This is a genomic window from Buttiauxella noackiae (assembly GCF_000737905.1).
GTDB classification, from domain to species: Bacteria; Pseudomonadota; Gammaproteobacteria; order Enterobacterales; family Enterobacteriaceae; genus Buttiauxella; species Buttiauxella noackiae.
This window is the reverse complement of sequence record NZ_JPRU01000002.1, coordinates 175,815-199,464: the sequence shown is the minus strand read 5'-3', so window position 1 is coordinate 199,464 and position 23,650 is coordinate 175,815. Positions and strand designations below refer to the sequence as shown.

The window sequence follows — 23,650 nt, the reverse complement described above, 5'->3', positions numbered from 1 at the left end:
GGGCTAGCTTATGGGTTACGCTAAATCTGCCATCAGCACTTTCGAACGGCGTTGATAGTTGTACATCTCTTTTTTACTTTCTGGCAGCAGTTCAACATCGACCGGCATAAAGCCACGTTCCTGGAACCAATGAATGCTACGAGTTGTCAGCACGAACAACTTGCTCAGACCCATTTGACGGGCCTGTGTGGCAATGCGTTGTAGCAACACCTCACCGCGTGACGAACTACGATAGTCCGGGTGAACGGCTACGCAGGCCATCTCTCCAATCCCTTCTTCCTGGAATGGATAGAGCGCTGCACAGGCGATAGTCAGATTGTCGCGCTGGATAATAGTGAATTTGTCGATCTCCATTTCCAGTTGCTCACGCGAGCGACGCACCAGAATCCCTTGCTGTTCGAGAGGGCGAATCAACTCCAGAATACCGCCAATATCGTTAATGGTGGCGCGACGAATTTGCTCAGCGCTCTCCATAACAATTTGCGTACCGATACCGTCGCGTGAGAATAGCTCTTGTAGTAACGCGCCATCTTCCTGATAACTGATCAAATGGCTACGACGTACACCGCTACGGCAGGCTTTCACCGCTCCGCGTAAGAAACGTACGGTGCCAGAATGGTAATCGCTGGCTGCTTCCAGCTCTTCAATGCGTTTTTGCGCATCGTTCGGGAAGAGTTCGGAAACGATATTGCCGTTGTCGTCAATAACACCCTGAGAAGAGCAGAAGCCAATCATTTTTTCGGCTTTCAGTTTGACGGCCAGCTGCGTGGCAATCTCTTCAGATGTGAGATTGAAGCTTTCACCTGTGACAGAAACCGCAACCGGCCCCATCAAAACAATCGCACCGTTATCAAGCTGACGGTGAATGGCCTCTTCGTCGATACGACGCACGCGCCCGCTATGGCAATAATCCACGCCATCATCCACACCCAATGGTTGCGCAATAATAAAGTTGCCGCTGACCACATTGATGTGTGCGCCTTGTAATGGCGTATTCCCAAGGCTCATGGATAAACGTGCGGTAATATCCAGTTGCAGTAGACCGGCCGCCTGTTTTACCAGCTCCAGCGTTTTTGCATCGGTAACACGCGTGTGTTTGTGGTAGATAGGCTCATGATTATGCGAAGCCAAATTGGCATCAATCTGTGGACGGGCGCCATACACCACCACCAGACGAATCCCCAGGCTGTGGAGTAGCCCAATATCATTAACGATACTGGAGAAGTTCTCGTGTTCGATGGCTTCGCCGCCAAGCATAATGACAAACGTTTTTCCCCGATGGGCATTTATATAGGGAACAGAATGGCGGAATCCCTGTACCAGTTCGGTTCTACGTTCCTTCACCACGGCCAGACCTCATTGCATGATTATTCGTAATTTCTGTATTTTTATTCTTTTATTGCCTTCGGTGCAAGAGACAATTTCCACAAAGCGGATATTTCTACATTTAACCTGCCAGGTGCTTGATTGCGAATGTTTACCCTTTAATGAGTGACAGTCCGTGCCTGTTTCGTTAAAGTTTTCGGCTCAAAAAAATAAAACTGAATATTTGATTCCCGGAAATACACCGCTCAGGAGAGCTATGTCTGATTCCAGTCTATTAATAAGTCGGCGCCGCTTGCTTAAGGGAGCAGGTGCTATGTGGCTGCTAAGTGTTAGCCAGGTTGGCTTTGCTGCCTCAAGCCTGGTCGTTGCGGTGCGTGTCTGGCCCGCTTCGTCTTACACTCGTGTCACGCTGGAATCGAACAAGGAGCTTAAATATAAGCAGTTCGCTCTGAGTAACCCTGATCGTGTCGTTGTCGACATCGAAGGTGTGAATTTAAATTCAGTATTAAAAGGAATCGGTAGCCAAATTCGTGCTGACGATCCTTTCATCAAATCTGCGCGTGTCGGGCAGTTTGACCCGCAAACCGTACGCATGGTGTTTGAGCTTAAACAGAACGTCACACCACATCTGTTTGGACTTGCCCCGGTAGCTGAATTTAAAGAGCGCTTGGTGATGGATTTGTATCCGGCAAATATGAATAGTGAGCAAGATCCGCTGTTGGCATTGCTGGAAGATTACAACAACGGCAAGCTGGATAAAGACAAACCGCCGTCGCCAGAACAAGGGCCACAGCCGGGTAAAGCCGGGCGCGACCGACCGATTGTTATCATGCTGGATCCCGGCCACGGCGGGGAAGACCCTGGTGCTATCGGGCCGAATAAGACGCGCGAGAAAGACATTGTGCTGAAAATTGCTCGCCGCCTGAAAGCGCTGATTGATAAAGAAGCGAATATGAAAGCCTACATGACCCGCAACGAGGATGTGTTTATCCCGTTAAAAGTCAGGGTAGCGAAAGCGCAGAAGCAACGCGCCGATCTTTTTGTTTCTATTCATGCGGATGCATTTACCTCCGGCGCTGCGCGTGGTTCTTCTGTCTTTGCGCTCTCAACCAAAGGTGCGACCAGTACCGCCGCAAAATTCCTCGCCCAAACACAGAATGCCGCCGACTTAATCGGTGGGGTGAGTAAGAGTGGCGACAGATATCTCGACCATACGATGTTCGATATGGTGCAGTCGTTAACCATCAACGACAGTCTTAAATTCGGTAAAGAAGTGCTGACTCGCCTGGGGCAGGTGAATAAGCTGCATAAAAATAGCGTCGACCAGGCAGGGTTTGCGGTTCTGAAAGCGCCGGATATTCCATCCATTCTGGTGGAGACTGCGTTTCTTAGTAACGTTGAGGAAGAGCGCAAGTTGCGTACGGCTACTTTCCAACAGGAAGTTGCCGAGTCTATTCTGGCGGGGATAAAAGCGTATTTTGCAGATAGTGCGCGATTGGCAAGACGCGGATAATCCCCCGTTATAATTTGAGCGCAGCTATGTTGGCTGCGTTACGCAATTATTGAGAGGGCTGGAGAGTCATGAGTGGATTTCAGATACAAAAAAAGCACCTATAAAGGTGCTTTAATGTTGGTTGCGGGGGCCAGATTTGAACTGACGACCTTCGGGTTATGAGCCCGACGAGCTACCAGGCTGCTCCACCCCGCGTCCGTAAACTTCTTTAGTACCCAAATGATTTTCATCATTGCGCGAAAACTCAGCGACTTAGTTGGTTGCGGGGGCCAGATTTGAACTGACGACCTTCGGGTTATGAGCCCGACGAGCTACCAGGCTGCTCCACCCCGCGTCCGTAAACTTCTTTACTACTAATGGTTTTCACCACAGCGCTAAATTCAGCGACTTTTTAGTTGGTTGCGGGGGCCAGATTTGAACTGACGACCTTCGGGTTATGAGCCCGACGAGCTACCAGGCTGCTCCACCCCGCGTCCGTATAACTAATTTACTACTAATGGCTTTCACCACCGCGCTACTTTCAGCGACTTTTTTAATTGGTTGCGGGGGCCAGATTTGAACTGACGACCTTCGGGTTATGAGCCCGACGAGCTACCAGGCTGCTCCACCCCGCGTCCGTGGAAGCGCACTATACTCTGCCCGGCTTTTGATGCAACCTTTTTTTTAATAAATGCCCGATTTGTCACATGTAGCTGATAATAATTTACTTTAAGTACAGATAGTGAACACATCTGGTCTGTGTGGGGTCCAACACGTTTAATTCTTGCATGGTGTTTGCTATCTTCCCGTGGCTGCATCTAGAAGTATCCCGGGTATAGCGCAAATTATTAACAGGGCGGGGAAGTAATGATAGGACGTTGGACGAAGTACATTGTAACTGGGGTAATGGTTGCCATTCTGGCAGGTTGTTCCTCAAAACCGACAGATAAAGGCCAGCAATATAAGGATGGGAAATTTTCTCAGCCTTTTTCGCTCGTAAACCGGCCTGATGCGGTGGGTGCACCCATTAATGGTGGCGACTTTGCTGAACAAGTTAACCAGATCCGTTCTGCGTCTCCTCGCCTCTATAATAGCAAGAGTGATGTTTACGGTGCCGTGCAGCAGTGGTTACGTGCCGGTGGAGACACCAGCAAGCTGAGCCAGTACGGCATCGATGCCTGGCAGATGGAAGGTGCAGATAACTACGGTAACGTACAGTTCACTGGTTACTACACGCCCGTGGTGCAAGCGCGTTATACCCGCCAGGGCGAGTTCCAGTATCCTATCTACCGTATGCCGCCAAAACGTGGACGTTTACCTTCTCGCGCTGAGATCTACCGTGGCGCACTCAATGACAGCTACATTATTGCTTACAGCAACTCCTTAATGGATAACTTCATTATGGACGTACAGGGCAGCGGCTATATCGATTTCGGCGATGGGCAGCCATTAACCTTCTTTGGCTATTCAGGTAAAAACGGCCATGCCTACCGCAGTATCGGCAAGGTGCTTATCGACCGGGGTGAAGTAAAGAAAGAAGATATGTCTATGCAGGCAATTCGCCACTGGGGTGAAACTCACAGCCCGGCGCAAGTGCAGGAATTGCTCGAGCAGAACCCATCTTTTGTCTTCTTCAAACCAGCAAGTTTCGCTCCAGTTAAAGGGGCGAGTGCCGTGCCGTTAATTGGTCGTGCATCTGTCGCATCTGATCGTTCTATTATTCCTGCGGGCACTACCATTCTTGCTGAAGTCCCTTTACTGGATAACAACGGTAAATTTAATGGCCAGTATGAGTTGCGTGTCATGGTGGCGCTGGATGTTGGCGGTGCGATTAAAGGGCAGCACTTTGATATCTACCAGGGGATTGGGGCTGATGCCGGTCACCGTGCGGGTTGGTATAACCACTATGGTCGCGTGTGGGTGCTGAAAAATGCTCCGGGCACGACCAACAGTGTATTCACGGGTTAATCTTCCCGCAGACGGGCTGTATAATCAGCCCGTCATCTGTATCTGCAATAACACCCGCAAAGATTTTCCGAGGATAACGTAATGTCTGTAGTTTTGACCGATGCCTGGCTGCAACGCTTTGGTGGTACTGCTCGTTTGTATGGCCGCGATGCCTTGCAACTGTTTGCCGATGCACATGTCTGCGTAATTGGCATTGGCGGCGTGGGCTCATGGGCCGCAGAAGCACTGGCTCGTACTGGAATTGGTGCAATTACGCTTATCGATATGGACGATGTTTGTGTGACGAACACTAACCGTCAGATTCACGCTTTGCGAGCTACAGTAGGGCAGTCCAAGGCTGAAGTGATGGCCGCACGTATTCGCGAAATTAACCCGGAATGCCGTGTGACAGTGGTGGATGACTTTATTACTGCCGAAAACACCGAGCAATTGCTCAACCTAGGCTTTAACTATGTGATTGATGCTATTGACAGTGTGCGCCCTAAAGCCGCCTTGATAGCCTATTGTCGTCGCTACAAGATACCATTGGTGACCACTGGTGGTGCGGGTGGGCAAATCGATCCAACGCAGATCCAGGTTACCGATCTGGCAAAAACGATTCAGGATCCGCTGGCAGCAAAACTGCGTGAAAGATTAAAAAGTGATTTTGGTGTAGTGAAGAACAGCAAAGGGAAGCTGGGTGTGGATTGCGTGTTTTCCACCGAAGCGCTGGTTTACCCGCAGGCTGACGGTTCCGTGTGCGCCATGAAAAGCACCGCTGATGGCCCGAAACGTATGGATTGTGCATCCGGTTTTGGTGCGGCAACCATGGTCACCGCCAGTTTTGGCTTCGTGGCGGTGTCCCATGTTTTAAAGAAAATGATGGCGAAAGCTGCGCGTAATCAGGCCTGAGCCGCAACACGTACGGCTTGCGCTAATGCCGCAAGCCCGCTGCTACGTGAAGCACTTAGCTGATTACGTAACCCTAAATCATCAAACAGGGCGAGCGGATCTTCATTGAGCAGTTGTTCCGCTGTTTTCCCTTCAACTGCGGTGAGCAACACCGCCAGCAAGCCCCGAACGATTCGCCCTTCGCTATCCCCATAGAAATGCAGAGTGCCATCTGCCTGAAGGTTGTGACCCAACCAGACGCGGTTTTCACAGCCTGCAATCTCGATATTTTCGCACTTTAAATCAGCCGGGAGTGCTGGAAGCTGTTTCCCTAGCAGGATCAGCTGGCGGTATTTATCTTCCCATTGCTGCAATGGAGCGAATGTGGCTCGTAGGTTGTCAGCGGTGATTGAGGTGCCGAAAGGGTGACCGGCCAGGAATCCACTTGTCATTTAATCCACCAAAATTTCCAGTGCATTGTCGATGGCTTTGACCAGCGCATCCACATCGCTTTGCGTATTGTATGGTGCAAAAGAGGCGCGTAGTGTCCCGCTCACCCCTAATGCGGCGAGCAGCGGCTGTGCACAATGTTGACCGGCACGCAGGGAAATACCCGCTTCAGCCAATAACGTGACCATATCGTTGTGGTGAACGCCGGTGAAATCGAACGCCAGCAGGCTTGAATCCTGGCAGCGAAAACTGCGAAAACCTGGGCGTTTAGCCAACTGCGCTTCAGCGAGAGTCGCAAGGCCTCGGCTATATGCTTCAGCCTCCTGCAAATCAACGCTTTCCAACCACTCAAGAGCAGCACTCAAGCCGATAACTCCCGCTACATTTGGCGTGCCTGCTTCAAAGCGATACGGTACCGGCTGCGTTTTAAAACCTTCAAACGAGACGTGAGTAATCATTTTGCCGCCGCCAAGCCAAGGAGACATTTCTTCCAGCAGTTCGCTTTTGCCGTAGAGCGCGCCGATGCCGGTTGGGCCGTAAAGCTTATGGGCGGAGAAAGCATAAAAATCGATATCTAATGCTTGTACGTCAGGTGGGCAATGCACTATGCCTTGCGCCCCATCGACCATTACAACCGCGCCTGCTGCATGAGCGGCAGTGATGGCTTTAACCAGATCCGGGCAGCCACCCGTAACATTAGACATCTGGCCTAATGCCAGAATTTTAGTCTGCTCGCTCAGCAATTCTGGCAGTTTGCTTAAATCAGCGAGGTAATCTTTGCCCAGCGACAGCTTAATGACTTTTGCACCAGTTTGCTCCGCGACCATTAACCACGGCACAAAGTTAGCGTGGTGTTCGGCTTCGCTAACAATAATTTCGTCACCAGGTTGCAGGCGAGAGCGTGCATAGCACTGTGCTACCAGGTTGATTGCTTCAGTGGTGCCACGAGTCCAGACGATATCTTTGCCTGAAGGCGCGTTGAGTAGAGTCGCTACGCTGTCGCGAGCTGCCTCATAGCGTTCTGTAAGACGCTGTGCCGCTGCAAATTGGCTGCGGTGAACATTACCGGCACTGAGGCTATAAAACTGTTGAGTCGCTTCAATAACGGCGAGAGGTTTAAGTGTGGTTGCAGCGCTGTCGAGATAGACACCCGCATCTGCCAGTGCCGGAAACTGGCTGCGAAACTGGGCAGGATTAAAAGTTTTCATGATTTTCCTCGTATCCAATCCGTAGATCGTGGCGCATTTGCTTTAATCACACAAGGGATCAATGACCTTCGGAATAATCTGCAAAACTGGCAAGCTCACGAAAGAGAGTTATGCTAATTAATGTTAGGTGAGTATTTCACCTACTTTATTTTTTAGTGTTAATCAGCATTAAACGCTACTAAGGAGAAGAATATGAACAAGGCAGCCGCAGCAGTATTTGTTGGTGTTATGGCTTTTGGTCTTTCAGGATGTTCCAGCCCGAATTACGTGATGCACACCAACGATGGCCGTACCATCGTGTCCGATGGCAAACCGAAAACTGATGATGAAACCGGGATGATTTCTTATAAAGATGCCAACGGTAATAAGCAGCAGATTAACCGTACGGATGTGAAAGAGATGGTTGAACTGGATCAGTAACCTTTTTGCTCAGACTATCGCGCAAAGTACAGGCAAAAAAAAGCACCGCAATTTGCGGTGCTACATTAATCACTATGGACAGACAGGGTAAATGTACAGGAAGTGAAAAAGGGGTAGCTTAGCTACCGGGGTCTGGAATGCCAGACCAATTGCAAACACAACAACACAACATCACAACCGTAAGCCAAAAGCCCTCCGAAACACGCATTTCAGATAACTTTTCGTTCCGGCTCAGGAAGTGACGCCACTATAGGTATTTGCTGGTGCATCCTCAACGGACAATTTATAATGGCTCAGATAAAAAAAACTAATAGGTTAACTAAGTTCACCTGTTTGTTAATAGACTTTAACATTTAAGCCAATCAACTATGTCCAAGCGTTTGCCACCTTTAAATGCCTTACGTGTATTTGACGCCGCTGCTCGCCACCTGAGTTTTACTAAAGCGGCTGATGAGTTATTCGTGACACAGGCCGCCGTGAGCCACCAGATTAAGTCTCTGGAGGATTTTCTGGGCCTTAAGCTGTTCCGCCGTCGCAACCGCTCTTTGTTGCTGACCGAAGAGGGGCAGAGTTACTATCTGGACATCAAAGAGATATTTTCGCAGCTGACAGAAGCTACGCGTAAGCTTCAGGCGCGAAGCGCTAAAGGTGCGTTAACGGTCAGTTTACTGCCAAGTTTTGCCATTCACTGGCTTGTGCCACGCCTAACTAGCTTTAATACAGCTTATCCGGGAATCGACGTACGAATCCAGGCTGTTGACCGCCAGGAAGATAAACTTTCTGATGATGTCGACGTCGCGATTTTTTACGGGCGTGGAAACTGGCCAGGTTTGCGAGTGGAAAAGCTTTATGCAGAATATTTGCTGCCGGTCTGCTCGCCTTTGCTGTTAACGGGCGATAAACCAATTAAAACCCCTGAAGATTTAGCCCATCATACTTTGCTGCATGATGCTTCTCGTCGAGACTGGCAGACCTATACTCGCCAATTAGGCGTAAGCCATATTAATGTGCAGCAGGGCCCCATCTTCAGCCACAGTGCGATGGTGTTACAGGCTGCAATTCATGGGCAAGGCATTGCATTGGCGAATAATGTTATGGCGCAATCCGAGCTTGAAGCGGGTCGCTTAGTTTGCCCATTTAATGATGTTCTGGTGAGTAAAAACGCGTTTTATCTTGTTTGTCATGACAGCCAGGCAGAACTGGGTAAAATAGCGGCCTTCAGGCAGTGGATTCTGGCGAAAACTGCGAGCGAACAAGAAAAATTCCGTTTTCGCTACGATCAATAAGCAAACCATCGCGTAGCCAGGCCGCTACGCCTTAATTTAGGGTTACACCATGACCAGCCGTTTCATGCTGATTTTTACCGCAATTAGCGGTTTTGTCTTTGTTGCTCTCGGAGCCTTCGGGGCTCACGTTTTGAGCAAAACGCTTGGTGTTGTGGAGATGGGCTGGATTCAAACCGGCCTTGAATATCAGGCGTTTCACACATTAGCCATTTTTGGTCTGGCGGTCGCTATGCAGCGCCGGATCAGCATTTGGTTTTACTGGAGCAGCGTATTTATGGCGCTCGGTACAGTTCTATTTAGCGGCAGCCTTTATTGTCTGGCGCTGTCTCATTTACGCCTTTGGGCGTTTGTTACCCCCGTCGGTGGAATCAGTTTTCTGGCCGGTTGGATATTGATGTTGATTGGTGCAATGCGCCTGAAACGTAGGGGCGTAAGCCATGAATAAAGTTATTTTGTATTGCCGACAAGGTTTTGAGAAAGAGTGTGCGGCAGAGATTACCGATAAAGCCAGTCAACGCGACATTTTTGGTTTTGCTCGTGTTAAAGAAAACAGCGGTTATGTTATTTACGAATGTTATCAGCAAGATGATGCCGATAAGCTTGCGCGTGAGCTGCCATTTAAAGATTTGATCTTTGCTCGTCAGATGTTTGTTGCCGGTGAACTGCTCAAAGATCTTCCAACTGACGATCGTATTACGCCAATCACCGGAATGCTGACAGGTGTCGTAGAAAAAGGCGGCGATCTTCGCGTTGAAGTTGCTGACACTAATGAAAGCAAAGAGTTGATGAAGTTCTGCCGTAAGCTGACGGTGCCACTGCGTGCAAGCCTGCGTGAAGCAGGGGTTCTTACCAATTACGAAACGCCAAAACGCCCGGTAGTGCATGTGTTTTTTATCGCGCCCGGCTGTTGCTATACCGGCTATTCCTATAGCAATAACAACTCGCCTTTCTATATGGGCATCCAACGTCTGAAATTGCCTTCTGAGGCGCCAAGCCGTTCAACGCTGAAACTGGAAGAGGCTTTCCATACTTTTATTCCGGCTGATGAGTGGGATGAGCGTCTGGCAAACGGGATGCATGCCGTTGACCTCGGAGCCTGTCCAGGCGGTTGGACTTACCAATTAACGCAACGCAACATGTGGGTTTGTTCAGTCGACAACGGCCCAATGGCGCAAAGCCTGATGGACACAGGGCAGGTGACCTGGTTGCAGGAAGACGGTTTCAAATACAAGCCAAGCCGCAACAACATCTCCTGGATGGTCTGTGACATGGTTGAGAAACCGGCGAAAGTAGCGAGTCTGATGGCAACGTGGCTGGTTAATGGCTGGTGCCGTGAAACCATTTTCAACCTTAAGCTGCCAATGAAGAAACGTTATGAAGAAGTGTCGCAAAACCTGGCATTGATTCATGAAAAACTGGCAGAACATGGTATCAGTGCTGAAATTCAGGCTCGCCAGTTATATCACGACCGTGAAGAAGTGACCGTGCATGTGCGCCGTATGTGGGCGGCTGTCGGTGGTCGTCGCGACGAAAGATAATAATTCGCCCCTCATCCCAACCCTCTCCTCATAGAGAGGGCTATGGTGAGGGTGTTCCATTCGGCAAACGTAACTGCTGCAAATTCCCATCAAGCACCAAATCCGTCTGTAGCTTTGCAACCTGGCGGCTAATAAACGCAACTTCCCTATGCTGCTCTAATTTCTTGCGCCATTTTTCTGGCACTTCATCCAACCTTTCGTACAGCGCTTCCAGTGTGGAAAATTGATTGATTAACTGCGTGGCACTTTTCGGCCCAATGCCCGGAACGCCGGAAATTTTGCTGCTGCTTATCCCTGCAAGTCCCCAGAAATCAGCCAACTGTTCAGGCTGAACGCCATATTCCTGCGCAATAAAAGGCGCATCCAACCAGCGCTTTTGAAAATAATCACGAATTTGAATAGTGGGCGCTAACAGTTGGCAAAAACCTTTATCGGTCGAAACGATGGTGGCTCGATGCCCACCGGCTGCGACTTTTACTGCAAGAGTTGCCGCCAGGTCATCTGCTTCATTTCCCTGGGAATGCCAACAAGCTACACCTCTTTTAGCGAAAGCTTCCCGTAAGAGTGGCATTTCTTGATGCAAGGTATCTGGCATTGGTGCGCGCCCCGCTTTATAGTCTGGCAAGACCTGATGTCGCCAACCTTCACGGCGGTCTTCGTCGTCAAACACGGCAACAGCATGTGTAGGTTGACTGTGTGTTATCAGCGCATCAAGGGCATGCAGACAAGTTTCAACGCAGGGGGACCCCTGGACCGCATGGATACGACGTATCAGGTTCAGGGCGTCAACGATAAGTAAATGAATCATCATGGATATTTCGCTTTCGATATTTGCTTTGTACACACTAACATTTCTGTAGAGTGACCGCGAATTCGGGAAGCGTAATCAGGAAAGCGGCTCGCAATAAAAGTCGTACTTATTGATCTGAAAATACATTGCTAACTAATTAGGTTGCTATGTATATTTTAAGCGAATAGAAAAATTAGAGACAACAACATGAGTAATAGTTCACACCTCGCACATCGTATTCAGGCTCTACAACCCTCAGCAATCAGAGAATTATTGAAGCACAGCAAAATGCCAGGCGTGATTTCTCTTGCTGGTGGCATTCCTTCCAGCGAATTGTTTGATACCGAAGGGTTAGGTATAGCGACTCAAAAAGTGGTCGCTGAGAATTTTAACGATGCTTTCCAATATGGTTTGACTGAAGGCAATGTTGAACTACGTCATCAACTCGTTGGGCTTTGCCAGGAACGTGGCATTACCACTACTGCGGATCAACTCCTGATCACTTCTGGTTCGCAGCAAGCATTGGATTTGCTGATGCGTGCGCTGGTGAATCCGGGTGATGTGTTTGTTGTTGAGCGCCCGACTTACCTGGCGACGCTGCAAATCCTCAGCCTCAATGAAGCCAATGTGAAATCAGTGGGCAGCGACGAGCACGGTATGATCGTCGATGAACTGGAAGAATTGCTGAAAACAACGCGTATTAAAGGCGTCTACATCGTTCCGACATTTGGCAACCCAAGTGGCACAACACTCAGTGCCAGTCGCCGTGAAAAACTGGTCAAGCTGGCAGAAGAACACCATTTTGTCATCGTTGAAGACGATCCGTATGGGGCGATTAGCTTCTCTGAAGCTCGTGAAAAAACCTTGCTGCAAGTGGCTACTGAACGCGGTAGCAGAGATAACGTCGTGTATACCTCAACGTTTTCTAAGATTCTGGCACCGGGTCTGCGTGTAGGTTGGATTGTTTTGCCCGAGTGGATGAAGCAAAAAGTGGCCATCATTAAACAAGCTACAGATTTGCATGCTAATTCCTTTACGCAATCGCTGGTGTCGGCGTATCTCACACTTGAGCGCCTGAACCCGCAAATCGAGCTTATTCGTGAAGCGTATAAGAAGAAGTGCCTGAGTTTGTCTACGTTTTTACAACAGGAACTCGGTGAGCACATTACCTTCAATCAGCCGCAGGGTGGGATGTTCTTGTGGGCCGCTTTCCGCTATGAATTTGACACCACTCGTTGGTTACAACAGACCCTGGAAAAAGGAGTCGTGTATGTACCTGGTGAGTTCTTCTTTAGTGATAATGCTGATAAGAAAACGCTACGTTTCTCTTACGCCACGGCCACTGAAGAGCAGCTTTACGAGGCAGTTCAGCGACTTAAATCTGCGCTGTAAGATAAAAAAATGGAGCCGAAAGGCTCCATTTTTTATTAAAGCATTCTGAAATTAATGCGTCATTTCGACGGCTTCAGCCTTTTTAGCTTTTACGACTTTGCCGCCCATACGCCTTGAATACAGCGCGGTAATAATTGGCACCAGAATTGCTGTCACAATCACACTTGCTGCAACCAGAGCTGTTGCTGATGCGGCTACTGGCTCAAATGCCGGATTGATTTGTGCAATGATAACCGGGTTTGCTACAGCAGCCCCTGCTGCGGAAGATGCTGCAATACCCGCTGTACCGTTACCGCCACCGATGTATTTATCGGCAAGAATCAAAGGAATACCAGTAACAACGATAACCGCAACACCCAGCATGATACCCAGCAGACCGGTGTCCATAATCACGCCCAGGTTGATGGTGTTACCCAACGCAAAGCCGAAGAACGGAATCAGGACAGGCGTTGCTTTACTAAAGAAAGCACGGAAATCGTGGTCAAGGTTACCCAAAGCAAAACCAATCAGGAATGGCAGTACGGCACCGATAAAGTGGTGAGGTTCAAATGAAGCCAGACCTGCGGAACCCAGAATCACCATTGTCATCAGTGGGCCAGATTCCAGAGACATCAGGACAAATGCACCTGACTCTTCTTTAGTACCGTACTGATTCATCAGGCTCGCATACAGGCCACCGTTGGTCATGTCCATCGCAGAAACGAGGGCCAGAACGGACAAACCTGCAAACATTCCGGTCTGAATACCGCCTTCAGGAATAAAGGAAGCGGCAATCATTGCCACAACCCAGGCAACGGCAATTTTGGTCAGTACCAGGGTGCCAGATTTACGCAGAACCGTACCTGTAGCACGAAGATCAATTGAGGCACCAATACAGAAGAACCAGACCGCCAGAATTGGAACAGTGCCGCTTATCATCCCTTTAGTAAATGAACCAAAATAGGCACCAGTATCTGGAGCGAAAGTATTTAAAATAGCTCCAAGTATCAATGGAACCAACATCATCCCACCAGGAATGCGTTCAATAGTAGCTTTGATCTTCATGGTAATTCCTTATGATTTTTTCATTAATTACAGCGTGTTAATGAAAAAATGACTTAACAGTTAGCGGCGAAAACCGTTTGTTTTCCCTGATTAATGAGTATGTTGGGTCAGAGATGCTATTTGCTCTTAATGGCAGTTTCATAAATCTTATTGAGCTAATTACCTCGGCTAATCTGCCAGGTAACGCGTCGTGAGATAAACTATCTACCGATCGGAACTGCACTTCAATCAAATTGAAACAATATTTCAATTTGGATCACATTATTTATTTATTCTGGTGATAAACTGTCTATGTGGTGCAGTTAAATGTAGGGTTTCTGTGAACAACTATATTTTAATTGCTAAATTATTATTAATAGTAACGGGCGTGATTTTATTTCCGCCTCTTATTCCAGTAAGGGAAAATAATGGATATTCGTCAAAGCATTCATAGTGATCATGCAAAAACGCTGGATACTGCCGGTCTGCGTAAAGAGTTTCTGATTGAAACTATTTTTACCGCCGATGAGTACACCATGACTTACAGCCACATTGACCGCATCATTGTTGGTGGTGTCATGCCAGTAACTCGCACTGTGAGCGTTGGCGGTGAAGTAGGTAAACAGTTAGGCGTGAGCTACTTCCTGGAGCGTCGTGAACTGGGGGTGATTAACATCGGCGGGCAGGGCACAATTACTGTCGATGGAACTTGCTACGAAATTGGCTCTCGTGATGGTCTGTATGTTGGTAAAGGTGCTAAAGAAGTGGTGTTTGCAAGCATTGACCCGGCAAACCCAGCGCGCTTCTACTATAACTGCGCACCGGCTCATACTACTTACCCAACCAAGCGCGTAACGCCTGCGGATGTTTCTCCGGTTACTCTGGGCGACAGCGTTACCAGCAACCGTCGTACCATCAATAAGTACTTCGTTCCGGATGTACTGGAAACCTGCCAACTGAGCATGGGTCTGACCCAACTGGAACCAGGCAACCTGTGGAACACTATGCCTTGCCATACTCATGAGCGTCGTATGGAAGTCTATTTCTACTTCGGACTTGAGCAGGATAGCTGCGTATTCCACATGATGGGCCAGCCTCAAGAAACTCGTCACATTGTGATGCAGAACGAGCAAGCAGTGATCTCACCAAGCTGGTCAATTCACTCAGGTGTGGGTACGCGTGCGTATACCTTTATCTGGGGTATGGTTGGCGAGAACCAGGTGTTTGATGATATGGACCACGTGAAAGTGGGTGATTTGCGCTGAGTGGATGACATAAAAAAACCCGCTTTCAGCGGGTTTTTGTTTTTAATCGCAGGACACTTTCATAGCCAGACCGCCGCGAGAAGTTTCTCGATATTTGGCGTTCATGTCTTTGCCTGTTTCGTACATGGTGTCGATAACCTTATCAAGGCAGACACGAGGTTCGCTGGTACGGCGTAATGCCATACGTGCCGCATTTACCGCTTTCACTGCCGCAATAGCATTACGCTCAATGCATGGCACCTGAACTTGCCCGGCAACCGGGTCGCATGTCAGACCAAGGTTATGCTCCATGCCGATTTCTGCAGCAATACACACCTGGCTTGGGCTGCCACCTAACAACTCAGCAAGACCTGCCGCCGCCATCGAACAGGCAACGCCGACCTCTCCCTGGCAACCGACTTCTGCACCAGAAATTGATGCGTTCATCTTATACAGAGAACCAATTGCACCGGCAGCAAGGAAATACCGCGCACAAGAATTGGTATTAACTTCGCGAATAAATTTGTCGTAATAGGCCAGAACCGCTGGAACGATGCCACATGCACCGTTTGTTGGGGCTGTAACAACACGCCCTCCGGCAGCATTTTCTTCATTCACCGCCAGGGCGAACATGTTAATCCAGTCCACAACAGCCATTGGGTCGGAGTTGTTCTTATCACTGCTGACCAACATTCTGCGCAAAGCTGCGGCGCGGCGCGGTACACGCATTTTGCCCGGCAGCACGCCTTCGGTGGTGATACCTCGTTCGATACCGCTGCGCATCACGTTCCATACGTTGGCAAAGTGTGCATCAATTTCAGATTGAGGACGCATCGCGCGTTCATTCAGCATCATCAAGCCTGACAATGAAAGCCCGCTTTCTTTGCAATGACGCTGCAAATCTGCCGCACTCTTATAGGGATATGGAACGACAGTCTGTTGAGTCTCTTCGAGGCCAAAGTGTGCTTCATCAACGATAAAACCGCCGCCTATGGAGTAATAAGTTTGGCTGTAGATAGCTTTATCACCGGCTAACGCAGTAATGCGCATTCCGTTTTCGTGCAGTGAAAGATTGTCTTCATGGAAGTTCATGCAGCTATCGACCGGGAATTCCACTTCACGCTGGCCATTTGCCAGTAACAGACGACCGTGTGTATTCACGTCCTGAATGAAGTGAGGGATAGCATCGATATCGACGGTGTCCGGCATGTTGCCAGCAAGACCCATGATAATGGCGATATCGGTATGGTGGCCTTTGCCGGTGAGGGAAAGTGAACCATATACATCAACCACTACCCGCGTGACGTTCTGCAAAATCCCTTGCGCGATTAAATCGTCTGCGAATTGCTTACCGGCTTTCATCGGGCCGACGGTATGGGAGCTGGAAGGGCCAATACCGATTTTGAAAATATCGAATACGCTAATCATGTTGCGTCCGTTGCCTGAATAACTTAATGAAAAAACCGCCAGCAGGAAGCCGGCGGTTTAGAACTGTTAGATGAACAGCGAGTATAGAGAGTAAGAGATAGCAGAAATAGCGACCAGACCCATAATTACCACAAATATATTGCTGATATGGCCGCTGTATTTGCGCATCGCCGGGACCTTCTGAATCGCATACATCGGCATCAGGAACAGAATCATCGCAATGATTGGGCCGCCGAGAGTTTCAATCATCCCCAGAATGCTTGGGTTCAGGGTGGCAACAATCCAGGTGGTCACCAGCATGAAGATTGCAGTAATGCGGTTCAGCTTACTGATTTCGATGCTCTTACCTTTGCCGCGCAGGGACTTGATAACCATTCCGTTGAAGCCTTCACGAGCACCTAAATAGTGGCCGAGGAAGGATTTGGTGATAGCGACGATAGCGATAATCGGTGCCATCCACGCAATCACTGGCGCATTAAAGTGGTTAGCCAAGTAAGAGAGAATAGAGATGTTCTGTGCTTTTGCTTCCGCCAGATTTGCTGGAGAAAGGCTCAGTACGCAGCTGAATACGAAGAACATCACGGTAATGACCATCATGATGTGTGCGTAGGACAGGATGCGGGAGCATTTTTTCTCAGCTTCTTCACCGTACTCATTACGTTTCGCTACAGCGAATGCAGAGATGATTGGTGAGTGGTTAAAGGAGAACACCATGACCGGAATTGCCAGCCACAATGTCATCCACAAACCGCTACCGGTTGCCGGGCTCGCGCTAAATGACATGGTATCGAATGCAGCGCTGCTCCAGTTAGGGATCAGATACAGAGCCAAAATCATCAGAGCGGCAACAAATGGGAAGACCAAAATACTCATCGCTTTAACGATCATCTGCTCGCCGAAACGAACGATAGTCATCAGGCCGACGATCAGAATCAGGGACAAAAGCGCGCGCGGCGGAGAAACCAGACCCAACTGATGAGTAATAAAACTATCAACGGTGTTGGTAATAGCAACGCTATAAACCAGCAAAATTGGGTAGATAGCAAAGAAGTAGAGCAGGGTGATGACTTTACCTGCGCCCACACCAAAGTGCTCTTCTACAACTTCGGTGATGTCTTCACCCGGGTTTTTACCTGACAGCACGAAGCGAGTCAGGCCACGGTGGGCAAAGAAAGTCATCGGGAAGGCGAGAATTGCCATGATGAACAGCGGGATCAGGCCGCCAACACCGGCGTTAATTGGCAAGAACAAAACGCCTGCACCAATTGCGGTGCCGTATAGCCCCAGCATCCACATGGTATCGGACTTGCGCCATGAACTTTTGCTCTCGACAGAGGCAATACTGCCGGTTTGAGTGGTTTCCATCTACTACTTCTCCAAAGGAACATATGATTCGAAATCTGGTTCAATCGCGATGACTTGCCATTGACTACTGAAACTTAATGCTGTTTACGGTGGATTTTATAGTAATTTTGGCCAGTGATAATCAGCGGGCGGAAAGATACATTCATGTCGTCAATTCATCAGTGATCGAGATCCCAATTGTAAGAATCCACTATTTGTATGGTTTTTTGCAGTTTTTCAGTCTGCGGGTGATATTTCAGGCAGTATTTATACCCTAAAATTGAATGTATTTTAGTTTATAAAACGAAGTTTCATTATTGTGGCGTGGTGTAATTGTCTGTATAAGCACGATTTTTAGAGACAATTTATATGAAAGCATAAGTTTTTATGTAGTGATAAATTCTGATACCGGTAACATTCAGGAGGGTGAATAAATCTGGAGAAGGGTGAAAAAATGGAGAAAAAAAGATGGGCGGAGTACTTCCGCCCTTGGGATTCAGGTGCAGATTTCGTAGCAAGGAATGTAAGCACTGCCAGGTAATTTCATACGGTGTTGAGCGACAAAACCCTGAAGAAGAACATCCATGCGTTTCATCATGTCTGCATCACCGTGGATCTTATAGGGGCCGAACTGTTCAATTGCACGGATCCCGCCCTCTTTAACGTTACCCGCAACAATTCCTGAAAATGCCCTACGTAAAGAGGCCGCCAGCTGTTCTGCTGGTTGGTCTGGATACAACTTGAGATTTGCCATGTTTTCATGGGTTGGCTCAAACGGCATCTGCAAATCCGGCGCGATTCGAATCGACCAGTTGAAGCTATAAGCATCACCCGTTTCACGGCGATTCTCTTTTACTTTCGGCATGGCCTTTTTCATCTGACGGGCCACTTCAGCCGGGTCGTCAATAATGATTTGATAATGACGGCGTGCTTGCTCACCCACGGTATTGACGATGAACTCGTCGAGTACACGGAAATAGTCAGCACTTTCTTTCGGCCCGGTCAGAATCAATGGCAATACTTGATCATGGTTGTGAGGATTCATCAAAATGCCGAGCAGGTAAAGCAGCTCTTCCGCAGTACCTACCCCACCTGGGAAGATAATGATGCCATGCGCAATACGAACAAACGCTTCAAGGCGCTTTTCGATATCCGGCATGATAATCAGCTCATTCACCAATGGATTCGGTGGCTCTGCTGCAATGATTGACGGTTCTGTCATGCCAATAAAACGGCTTTCTTTGTAGCGTTGTTGAGCGTGGCCTACAGCCGCACCCTTCATTGGGGCTTCCATAGCGCCAGGGCCACAGCCGGTACAAATATTGAGCTCACGCAAGCCTAGTTGAGTGCCGACGCGACGCGCATAGAGGTATTCGTTTTCGTTGATTGAGTGCCCACCCCAGCATACGACCAGGTTTGGCGCTTCGCCGACGTGCAGTGCACGGGCATTACGTAAGATAGAGAACACCATATTGGTGATATTTGCCGGGTCTTCCAGATCGAGATTCTGGAAGCGACCTGCGCTGGAAAGCTGGCCGTTGACGAATAAAATATCGCGTAATACGGCAAACAAGTTAGCTTGCAAAGCCCGGATGATACGACCATCGACGAAAGCGTCTTCAGGAGGGTTAATCAGTTCGAGTTTGACACCACGTTCGCGGCGCAAGATGTTGATATCGAAGTTTTCGTAACGCGACAACAGCTCTTTACTGCTATCGGTCTGGCTTCCTGAGTTAAGTACGGCAAGTGAACAATTGCGAAACAGTTGATAAAGGTCGCTACTGGCCGTGCGTTTAAGCATGTCCACTTCCAGTTGCGACAACATATCCATTGAGCCTAGCGGGCTAATATGTGTAATCAAGTTAACTCCTTACGAAGCGTAAAGTGCCGCTCCCAATGATTACAATAGCCTCGCTAAGCTGAATTTAACAACCTGAAAACAATAATCCCTCCGCAGGCTGCGAGGTGTTTCGCACTTATTGGCGAACCAGGCGGCCAAATGCCGGGTGGAAATCGGTATTTGTGCGCCACGGGTTGATATCCAGTCCGCCACGACGGGTATAGCGTGCGTAAACGCTCAGGCTTTCCGGGTGACAAAAATGCTGGATGTCATTGAAGATGCGCTCAACGCATTGTTCGTGGAATTCATTGTGATGACGGAAAGACACCAGGTAGCGCAGCAGCTTTTCCCGGTCAATGCGTGGGCCACGGTAGCGAATCTGCACGGAACCCCAATCTGGCTGGTGGGTGATCAGGCAATTAGATTTCAGCAGGTGGCTCACCAGTGTTTCCTCTACGATTTCGTCACCAGCTGCACCACTGAGGTAATCGGCGTTAAATTCATAGTTATCAATAGTGATATTTTGGTCGTCAATACACTCGCCGGTGAACGCCGCAATTTCCTGGCCTTCAAGTTCATGCAGGCGGAATAACACCACACTCACATCGCCCTGCGCGCAGGCGCTTAAATCACGCTTTAACGTCTCCTGAACGGTTTCCCAGTCGGCAAATTGCGTCTGGTTGAAGCTATTTAAATAGAGCTTAAAACTTTTGGACTCAATCAGATTCACGCTGTTTGCATCAAGCTGCACATGCCCGACTGCGACTTGAGGTAAACCATTACTGTTTAGCCAGGAAAGCTCGTACAAGGTCCAGATATCGCCGCCACTAAATGGCAGGTTATCAGCCTGTAAGCCAAGCGGGTCACGATTAAGACTACGTGGTACAGGCTGTAGTAAAGATGCCTGGTATTTATCCTGGTAAGCGGTTGGCTTGCCCAGCGTCAGGCCGCTCAGCGCCTGGTGTTTTTCATAAGACATGTGTCACCAATAGAATGCAGGTACAATTGGCCTTTATTGTACCGCAGCCTTGAGGGAGTGAGAAATTGGTGGATAACGACGTACGTCAGGCACTGGAAGATTTTACCAATCGCTTTTGTCATGCATGGCGTGAGCAGGTAGGTGGATGGCCTGTGAGCGAAGAATTATATGGCGTGCCGTCGCCGTGTATCGTGACAACGACGGATGACGATGTGCGTTGGCAACCGCAGCCTTTTACACCGGAAAACGATCTAAGTGCGGTAGAGCGAGCAATGGACATTGCATTACAGCCTGCGGCGCATCAGTTCTACACCACGCAATTTGCCGGCGATATGCCAGCGCTTTTGGGCAAGCAGGCGTTAACGTTGTTACAGGCCTGGAGCGAAGATGATTTTCAGCGCGTTCAGGAAAACCTGATTGGCCATTTAGTTACGCAAAAACGTCTGAAAATCCCGCCGACACTGTTCCTGGCAACCACTCCGGATGAAATGGAAGTGGTGTCACTTTGCAATTTAACGGGTGAAGTTGTGCTGGAGAAAATTGGTACTAAGCAGCGCAAAACACTCGCTCCATCGCTGATTTCATTCCTTAACAACCTTGAGCCACAGGTTATTTAAGCGAAGATCGCTGATGGGCTTGTGAGAGATCTCTTACACAAGCTGTAAGAGATCTCTAACTTTACATGCAGACTTTATTTGACGGTTAAAAACATTATTATTAATTATCATGATGTTACGTTTATCTCGATCAGCTTTTGAATGAAAGTTATCGTAAGCTTCAGTTGTGAGTGCCTTGCCAGAGTGAACGAAATGGTAGATTCTATGTCCGTCGACAGGAAGTCGGGAAGTGAAGGAGATGTCAGGATGATGTCACTTCATTGAAGAAGCGGAACACACCAGGATGGTGTTGCAAGGAAGGCTTCAGGACGAAGCAAGGATCACTCAGGAAGAGTAAGGGACACCTCCAGGACGGAGAAAGAGAGCCGAATTTGGATGTTCGGTGGGTCTGGAAGATCGAAGGATATTGCATCAGGATGATGCCGGAACACCTCAGGATGATGGTAGCAGGACGCGAGTACGAAGGAATGTAGGTCAGGAGACCACAGGACATAGTTGTCACGGACGAGCAGGGAGCACCAAAAGTAGCCGGATTAGCTGCGAAACGAACCGGGAGCACTGTTTTATACAGTGCTCCCTTTTTTTATGCTTTTTTTCGCCCCTAGCAAGAAGTGGTATGATTGCCGGCTTCTTTTGACTGATGCCGGAGGTTTTCATGGAACGCCACGCGCTGGTACGCCAGCATTTACTTATCATTGAACAAGTTTTGCGTGACCATCAACTTTGGCAGGGCTGTGCACCGAACGCTGAAGCCTTTGAAAGCACGCAGCCATTTTGCCTGGATACAATGCAGCCCCATGAATGGCTACAGTGGGTTCTGATTCCCCGAATGCACGCACTTCTTGACGCTCAACACCCTCTGCCTGCTGATTTTGCCCTCGCGCCTTATTACGAAATGGCGCTGGATGCGGCACATATCGGGCGCGATCCGCTGCTAAAAGCGTTGCAAGATCTTGATGCCTTGTTTGCGAGTGACACGAAATAATGCTGGAAATTATTTATCAGGATGAGTGGCTGGTGGCGGTTAATAAACCTTCTGGATGGTTAGTTCACCGTAGCTGGCTTGACCGGTATGAAACCGTTTTTGTGATGCAAACCGTACGTGATCAAATCGGCAAGCACGTTTTCACCGTTCATCGCCTCGATAGACCCACATCCGGCGTGTTGCTGATGGCGCTTTCCAGCGAAGTCGCGCATTTGTTGTCTCAGCAGTTCGAAAATCACCAGATTCAGAAGCGCTACCATGCTGTGACGCGTGGCTGGCTTGAAGATGATGCAGTGCTTGATTACCCGCTCGTTGAAGAGCTGGATAAAATCGCTGATAAAAAAGCGACTCAGGATAAAGAGGCACAGCCTGCGGTAACGCATTATCGTGGGTTGGCAACGGTAGAAATGCCGGTGCCGGTTGGGCGTTACCCAACAGCGCGCTACAGCCTGGTTGAACTAGAACCTAAAACGGGTCGTAAACATCAGTTACGCCGTCATATGTCTCACTTACGCCACCCGATGATTGGTGACTCAAAACATGGCGATTTGCGCCAAAACCGGGCCGCTGCTGAACATTTTGGCTGCCAGCGTTTAATGCTTCATGCAAGTCAGCTTTCGCTAAATCATCCGGTTACCGGTGAACCGCTGTGTCTTCGTGCCAGCCTTGATGACACATGGATGCAGATGATGTCACAGTTTGGCTGGAGCGGATTGCTCAGTGATATCGAAAAGGTTGAGTTTGTTGCAAGCAACGGCCAGGATGAATAATACAGCCGTAACGCAAGGAGTTAACTGATGGCCGAAGTGGGAATTTTTGTAGGCACAATGTATGGAAACTCGCTGTTGGTGGCAGAAGAAGCCGCAGCGATCCTAAAAAAGAATGGTCATAAAGCAACAGTATTCGAAGATCCTGAACTCGCAGACTGGCAAAAATATCGCGATCAATATGTGTTGGTTGTGACATCCACAACCGGCCAGGGCGATTTGCCAGACAGTATTGTTCCGCTGTTTCAGGCGCTCAAAGACAAAATCGGTTACCAGCCTGAATTGCATTACGGTTTGATTGCATTAGGTGACAGCAACTACGAGCATTTTTGTGGTGGCGGGAAGCAGTTTGATGCCTTACTGCAAGAGCAGGGTGCTAAACGTGTGGGCACAGTTTTAGCCATTGATGCTAACGATCATCCCGAACCCGAATCTATCTCTAACCCATGGGTTGAGCAGTGGGCTGCATTGTTAAAATAACAACATGAATCCAGGGCAGGTGACGTCACACTAACCTGCCCTCCGAATAAAATTTGCACTTCGTTTCACCTCAAGTTTAGTCCCTTCATTTTATCTGGTTGTTTCAAAAATCGTGAACCATCCCCCAGCGCGTTGGACATACGCCATAAAGTGCTCAATAAACGCGCGACAAACTTGTGTCATTGCACGGTGAGGGGTTTTAA

At 48.8% G+C, this 23,650-nt stretch carries 22 protein-coding genes and 4 tRNA genes; 13 read left to right on the top strand and 13 right to left on the bottom strand.

The features are described from left to right. Window positions 1-15: 15 nt before the first annotated feature. Window positions 16-1,347: an amino-acid N-acetyltransferase gene (gene argA, locus IX31_RS09435; RefSeq protein ID WP_034457534.1), complete on the bottom strand. Its 1,332-nt coding sequence runs from the start codon at window positions 1,345-1,347 to the stop codon at window positions 16-18. A gap of 235 nt (window positions 1,348-1,582) precedes the next feature. Here argA and amiC point away from each other — a divergent pair, with 235 nt between their 5' ends. Continuing rightward, window positions 1,583-2,839 (top strand): N-acetylmuramoyl-L-alanine amidase AmiC, encoded by a 1,257-nt coding sequence (amiC, locus tag IX31_RS09430; protein WP_034457533.1) that lies wholly within the window; start codon window positions 1,583-1,585, stop codon window positions 2,837-2,839. A gap of 118 nt (window positions 2,840-2,957) precedes the next feature. On the opposite strand, the gene IX31_RS09425 is transcribed toward amiC, so the two are convergent. The 4 genes from IX31_RS09425 to IX31_RS09410 form a co-directional block, all read right to left on the bottom strand. Beyond that, window positions 2,958-3,034 (bottom strand) — tRNA-Met (locus IX31_RS09425). A 62-nt stretch (window positions 3,035-3,096) separates the two neighbouring features. Further along, window positions 3,097-3,173 (bottom strand) — tRNA-Met (locus IX31_RS09420). A 62-nt stretch (window positions 3,174-3,235) separates the two neighbouring features. Beyond that, a tRNA-Met gene (locus tag IX31_RS09415) sits at window positions 3,236-3,312 on the bottom strand. Between the two features lie 64 nt (window positions 3,313-3,376). Beyond that, window positions 3,377-3,453, bottom strand: a tRNA-Met gene (locus IX31_RS09410). 232 nt (window positions 3,454-3,685) lie between these two features. On the opposite strand from IX31_RS09410, the gene mltA reads away from it, so the two are divergent. Both mltA and tcdA read left to right on the top strand, forming a co-directional pair. Beyond that, a complete protein-coding gene (gene mltA, locus IX31_RS09405; protein WP_034457532.1) occupies window positions 3,686-4,786 on the top strand; it encodes a murein transglycosylase A in 1,101 nt (366 codons plus the stop codon). 81 nt (window positions 4,787-4,867) lie between these two features. Beyond that, window positions 4,868-5,677, top strand: a complete 810-nt coding sequence (gene tcdA / locus IX31_RS09400) for a tRNA cyclic N6-threonylcarbamoyladenosine(37) synthase TcdA (RefSeq protein ID WP_034457531.1) — start codon at window positions 4,868-4,870, stop codon at window positions 5,675-5,677. Here tcdA and csdE read toward each other — a convergent pair. Next, window positions 5,668-6,108: a cysteine desulfurase sulfur acceptor subunit CsdE gene (gene csdE, locus IX31_RS09395; RefSeq protein ID WP_034457530.1), complete on the bottom strand. Its 441-nt coding sequence runs from the start codon at window positions 6,106-6,108 to the stop codon at window positions 5,668-5,670. The genes tcdA and csdE overlap by 10 nt on opposite strands. Beyond that, a complete protein-coding gene (gene csdA, locus IX31_RS09390; protein ID WP_034457529.1) occupies window positions 6,109-7,314 on the bottom strand; it encodes a cysteine desulfurase CsdA in 1,206 nt (401 codons plus the stop codon). Window positions 7,315-7,506: 192 nt separating this feature from the next. Here csdA and IX31_RS09385 point away from each other — a divergent pair, with 192 nt between their 5' ends. The 4 genes from IX31_RS09385 (at window position 7,507) to rlmM (ending at window position 10,558) form a co-directional block, all read left to right on the top strand. Beyond that, on the top strand, window positions 7,507-7,734 hold the full coding sequence (locus IX31_RS09385; protein WP_034457528.1) for a YgdI/YgdR family lipoprotein: 228 nt from the start codon (window positions 7,507-7,509) through the stop codon (window positions 7,732-7,734). 368 nt (window positions 7,735-8,102) lie between these two features. Further along, a complete protein-coding gene (gene gcvA / locus IX31_RS09380; protein ID WP_034457527.1) occupies window positions 8,103-9,020 on the top strand; it encodes a glycine cleavage system transcriptional regulator GcvA in 918 nt (305 codons plus the stop codon). 49 nt (window positions 9,021-9,069) lie between these two features. Then, window positions 9,070-9,465, top strand: coding sequence for a DUF423 domain-containing protein (locus IX31_RS09375; protein WP_034457526.1), 396 nt, complete (start codon window positions 9,070-9,072; stop codon window positions 9,463-9,465). After that, window positions 9,458-10,558, top strand: coding sequence for a 23S rRNA (cytidine(2498)-2'-O)-methyltransferase RlmM (gene rlmM, locus IX31_RS09370; RefSeq protein ID WP_034457525.1), 1,101 nt, complete (start codon window positions 9,458-9,460; stop codon window positions 10,556-10,558). Before IX31_RS09375 ends, rlmM begins: the two co-directional genes overlap by 8 nt. 40 nt (window positions 10,559-10,598) lie before the next feature. On the opposite strand, the gene xni is transcribed toward rlmM, so the two are convergent. Beyond that, window positions 10,599-11,369: a flap endonuclease Xni gene (gene xni / locus IX31_RS09365; RefSeq protein WP_034459931.1), complete on the bottom strand. Its 771-nt coding sequence runs from the start codon at window positions 11,367-11,369 to the stop codon at window positions 10,599-10,601. A 186-nt stretch (window positions 11,370-11,555) separates the two neighbouring features. Between xni and IX31_RS09360 the strand changes: the two genes are divergently transcribed. Further along, window positions 11,556-12,740: an aminotransferase-like domain-containing protein gene (locus IX31_RS09360; RefSeq protein WP_034457524.1), complete on the top strand. Its 1,185-nt coding sequence runs from the start codon at window positions 11,556-11,558 to the stop codon at window positions 12,738-12,740. A gap of 51 nt (window positions 12,741-12,791) precedes the next feature. Here the strand turns inward: IX31_RS09360 and kdgT are convergent, their stop codons facing one another. Beyond that, complete coding sequence (gene kdgT / locus IX31_RS09355; protein WP_034457523.1) at window positions 12,792-13,784, bottom strand: 2-keto-3-deoxygluconate transporter; 993 nt, start codon at window positions 13,782-13,784, stop codon at window positions 12,792-12,794. A 407-nt stretch (window positions 13,785-14,191) separates the two neighbouring features. Here kdgT and kduI point away from each other — a divergent pair, with 407 nt between their 5' ends. Next, the gene (kduI, locus tag IX31_RS09350; RefSeq protein WP_034457521.1) at window positions 14,192-15,028 is read left to right on the top strand and encodes a 5-dehydro-4-deoxy-D-glucuronate isomerase; all 837 of its coding nucleotides are present in this window, start codon (window positions 14,192-14,194) and stop codon (window positions 15,026-15,028) included. Between the two features lie 42 nt (window positions 15,029-15,070). On the opposite strand, the gene IX31_RS09345 is transcribed toward kduI, so the two are convergent. The 4 genes from IX31_RS09345 to queF all read right to left on the bottom strand — a co-directional run bounded on the left by IX31_RS09345 (window position 15,071) and on the right by queF (window position 20,598). Beyond that, window positions 15,071-16,435: an L-serine ammonia-lyase gene (locus IX31_RS09345; protein ID WP_034457519.1), complete on the bottom strand. Its 1,365-nt coding sequence runs from the start codon at window positions 16,433-16,435 to the stop codon at window positions 15,071-15,073. A gap of 66 nt (window positions 16,436-16,501) precedes the next feature. Next, entirely contained in the window at window positions 16,502-17,800 is a 1,299-nt protein-coding gene (locus IX31_RS09340; protein ID WP_034457517.1) for an HAAAP family serine/threonine permease, read from the bottom strand. Between the two features lie 475 nt (window positions 17,801-18,275). Continuing rightward, window positions 18,276-19,640, bottom strand: a complete 1,365-nt coding sequence (ppnN, locus tag IX31_RS09335; protein WP_034457515.1) for a nucleotide 5'-monophosphate nucleosidase PpnN — start codon at window positions 19,638-19,640, stop codon at window positions 18,276-18,278. Between the two features lie 115 nt (window positions 19,641-19,755). Next, window positions 19,756-20,598 (bottom strand): NADPH-dependent 7-cyano-7-deazaguanine reductase QueF, encoded by an 843-nt coding sequence (queF, locus tag IX31_RS09330; RefSeq protein ID WP_034457513.1) that lies wholly within the window; start codon window positions 20,596-20,598, stop codon window positions 19,756-19,758. A gap of 68 nt (window positions 20,599-20,666) precedes the next feature. Between queF and syd the strand changes: the two genes are divergently transcribed. From syd to IX31_RS09305, 4 genes are all read left to right on the top strand, one after another. Continuing rightward, the gene (gene syd, locus IX31_RS09325) at window positions 20,667-21,215 is read left to right on the top strand and encodes a SecY-interacting protein (RefSeq protein WP_034459928.1); all 549 of its coding nucleotides are present in this window, start codon (window positions 20,667-20,669) and stop codon (window positions 21,213-21,215) included. Between the two features lie 655 nt (window positions 21,216-21,870). Continuing rightward, window positions 21,871-22,200: a YqcC family protein gene (locus IX31_RS09315; RefSeq protein WP_034457509.1), complete on the top strand. Its 330-nt coding sequence runs from the start codon at window positions 21,871-21,873 to the stop codon at window positions 22,198-22,200. Further along, window positions 22,200-22,970 carry a tRNA pseudouridine(65) synthase TruC gene (gene truC, locus IX31_RS09310; RefSeq protein ID WP_034457507.1) on the top strand — a complete coding sequence of 257 codons (771 nt, stop codon included), beginning with the start codon at window positions 22,200-22,202 and terminating at the stop codon, window positions 22,968-22,970. Before IX31_RS09315 ends, truC begins: the two co-directional genes overlap by 1 nt. Before the next feature lie 27 nt (window positions 22,971-22,997). Beyond that, window positions 22,998-23,447, top strand: coding sequence for a flavodoxin (locus tag IX31_RS09305; protein ID WP_034457505.1), 450 nt, complete (start codon window positions 22,998-23,000; stop codon window positions 23,445-23,447). The last annotated feature ends 203 nt before the right edge of the window (window positions 23,448-23,650 follow it).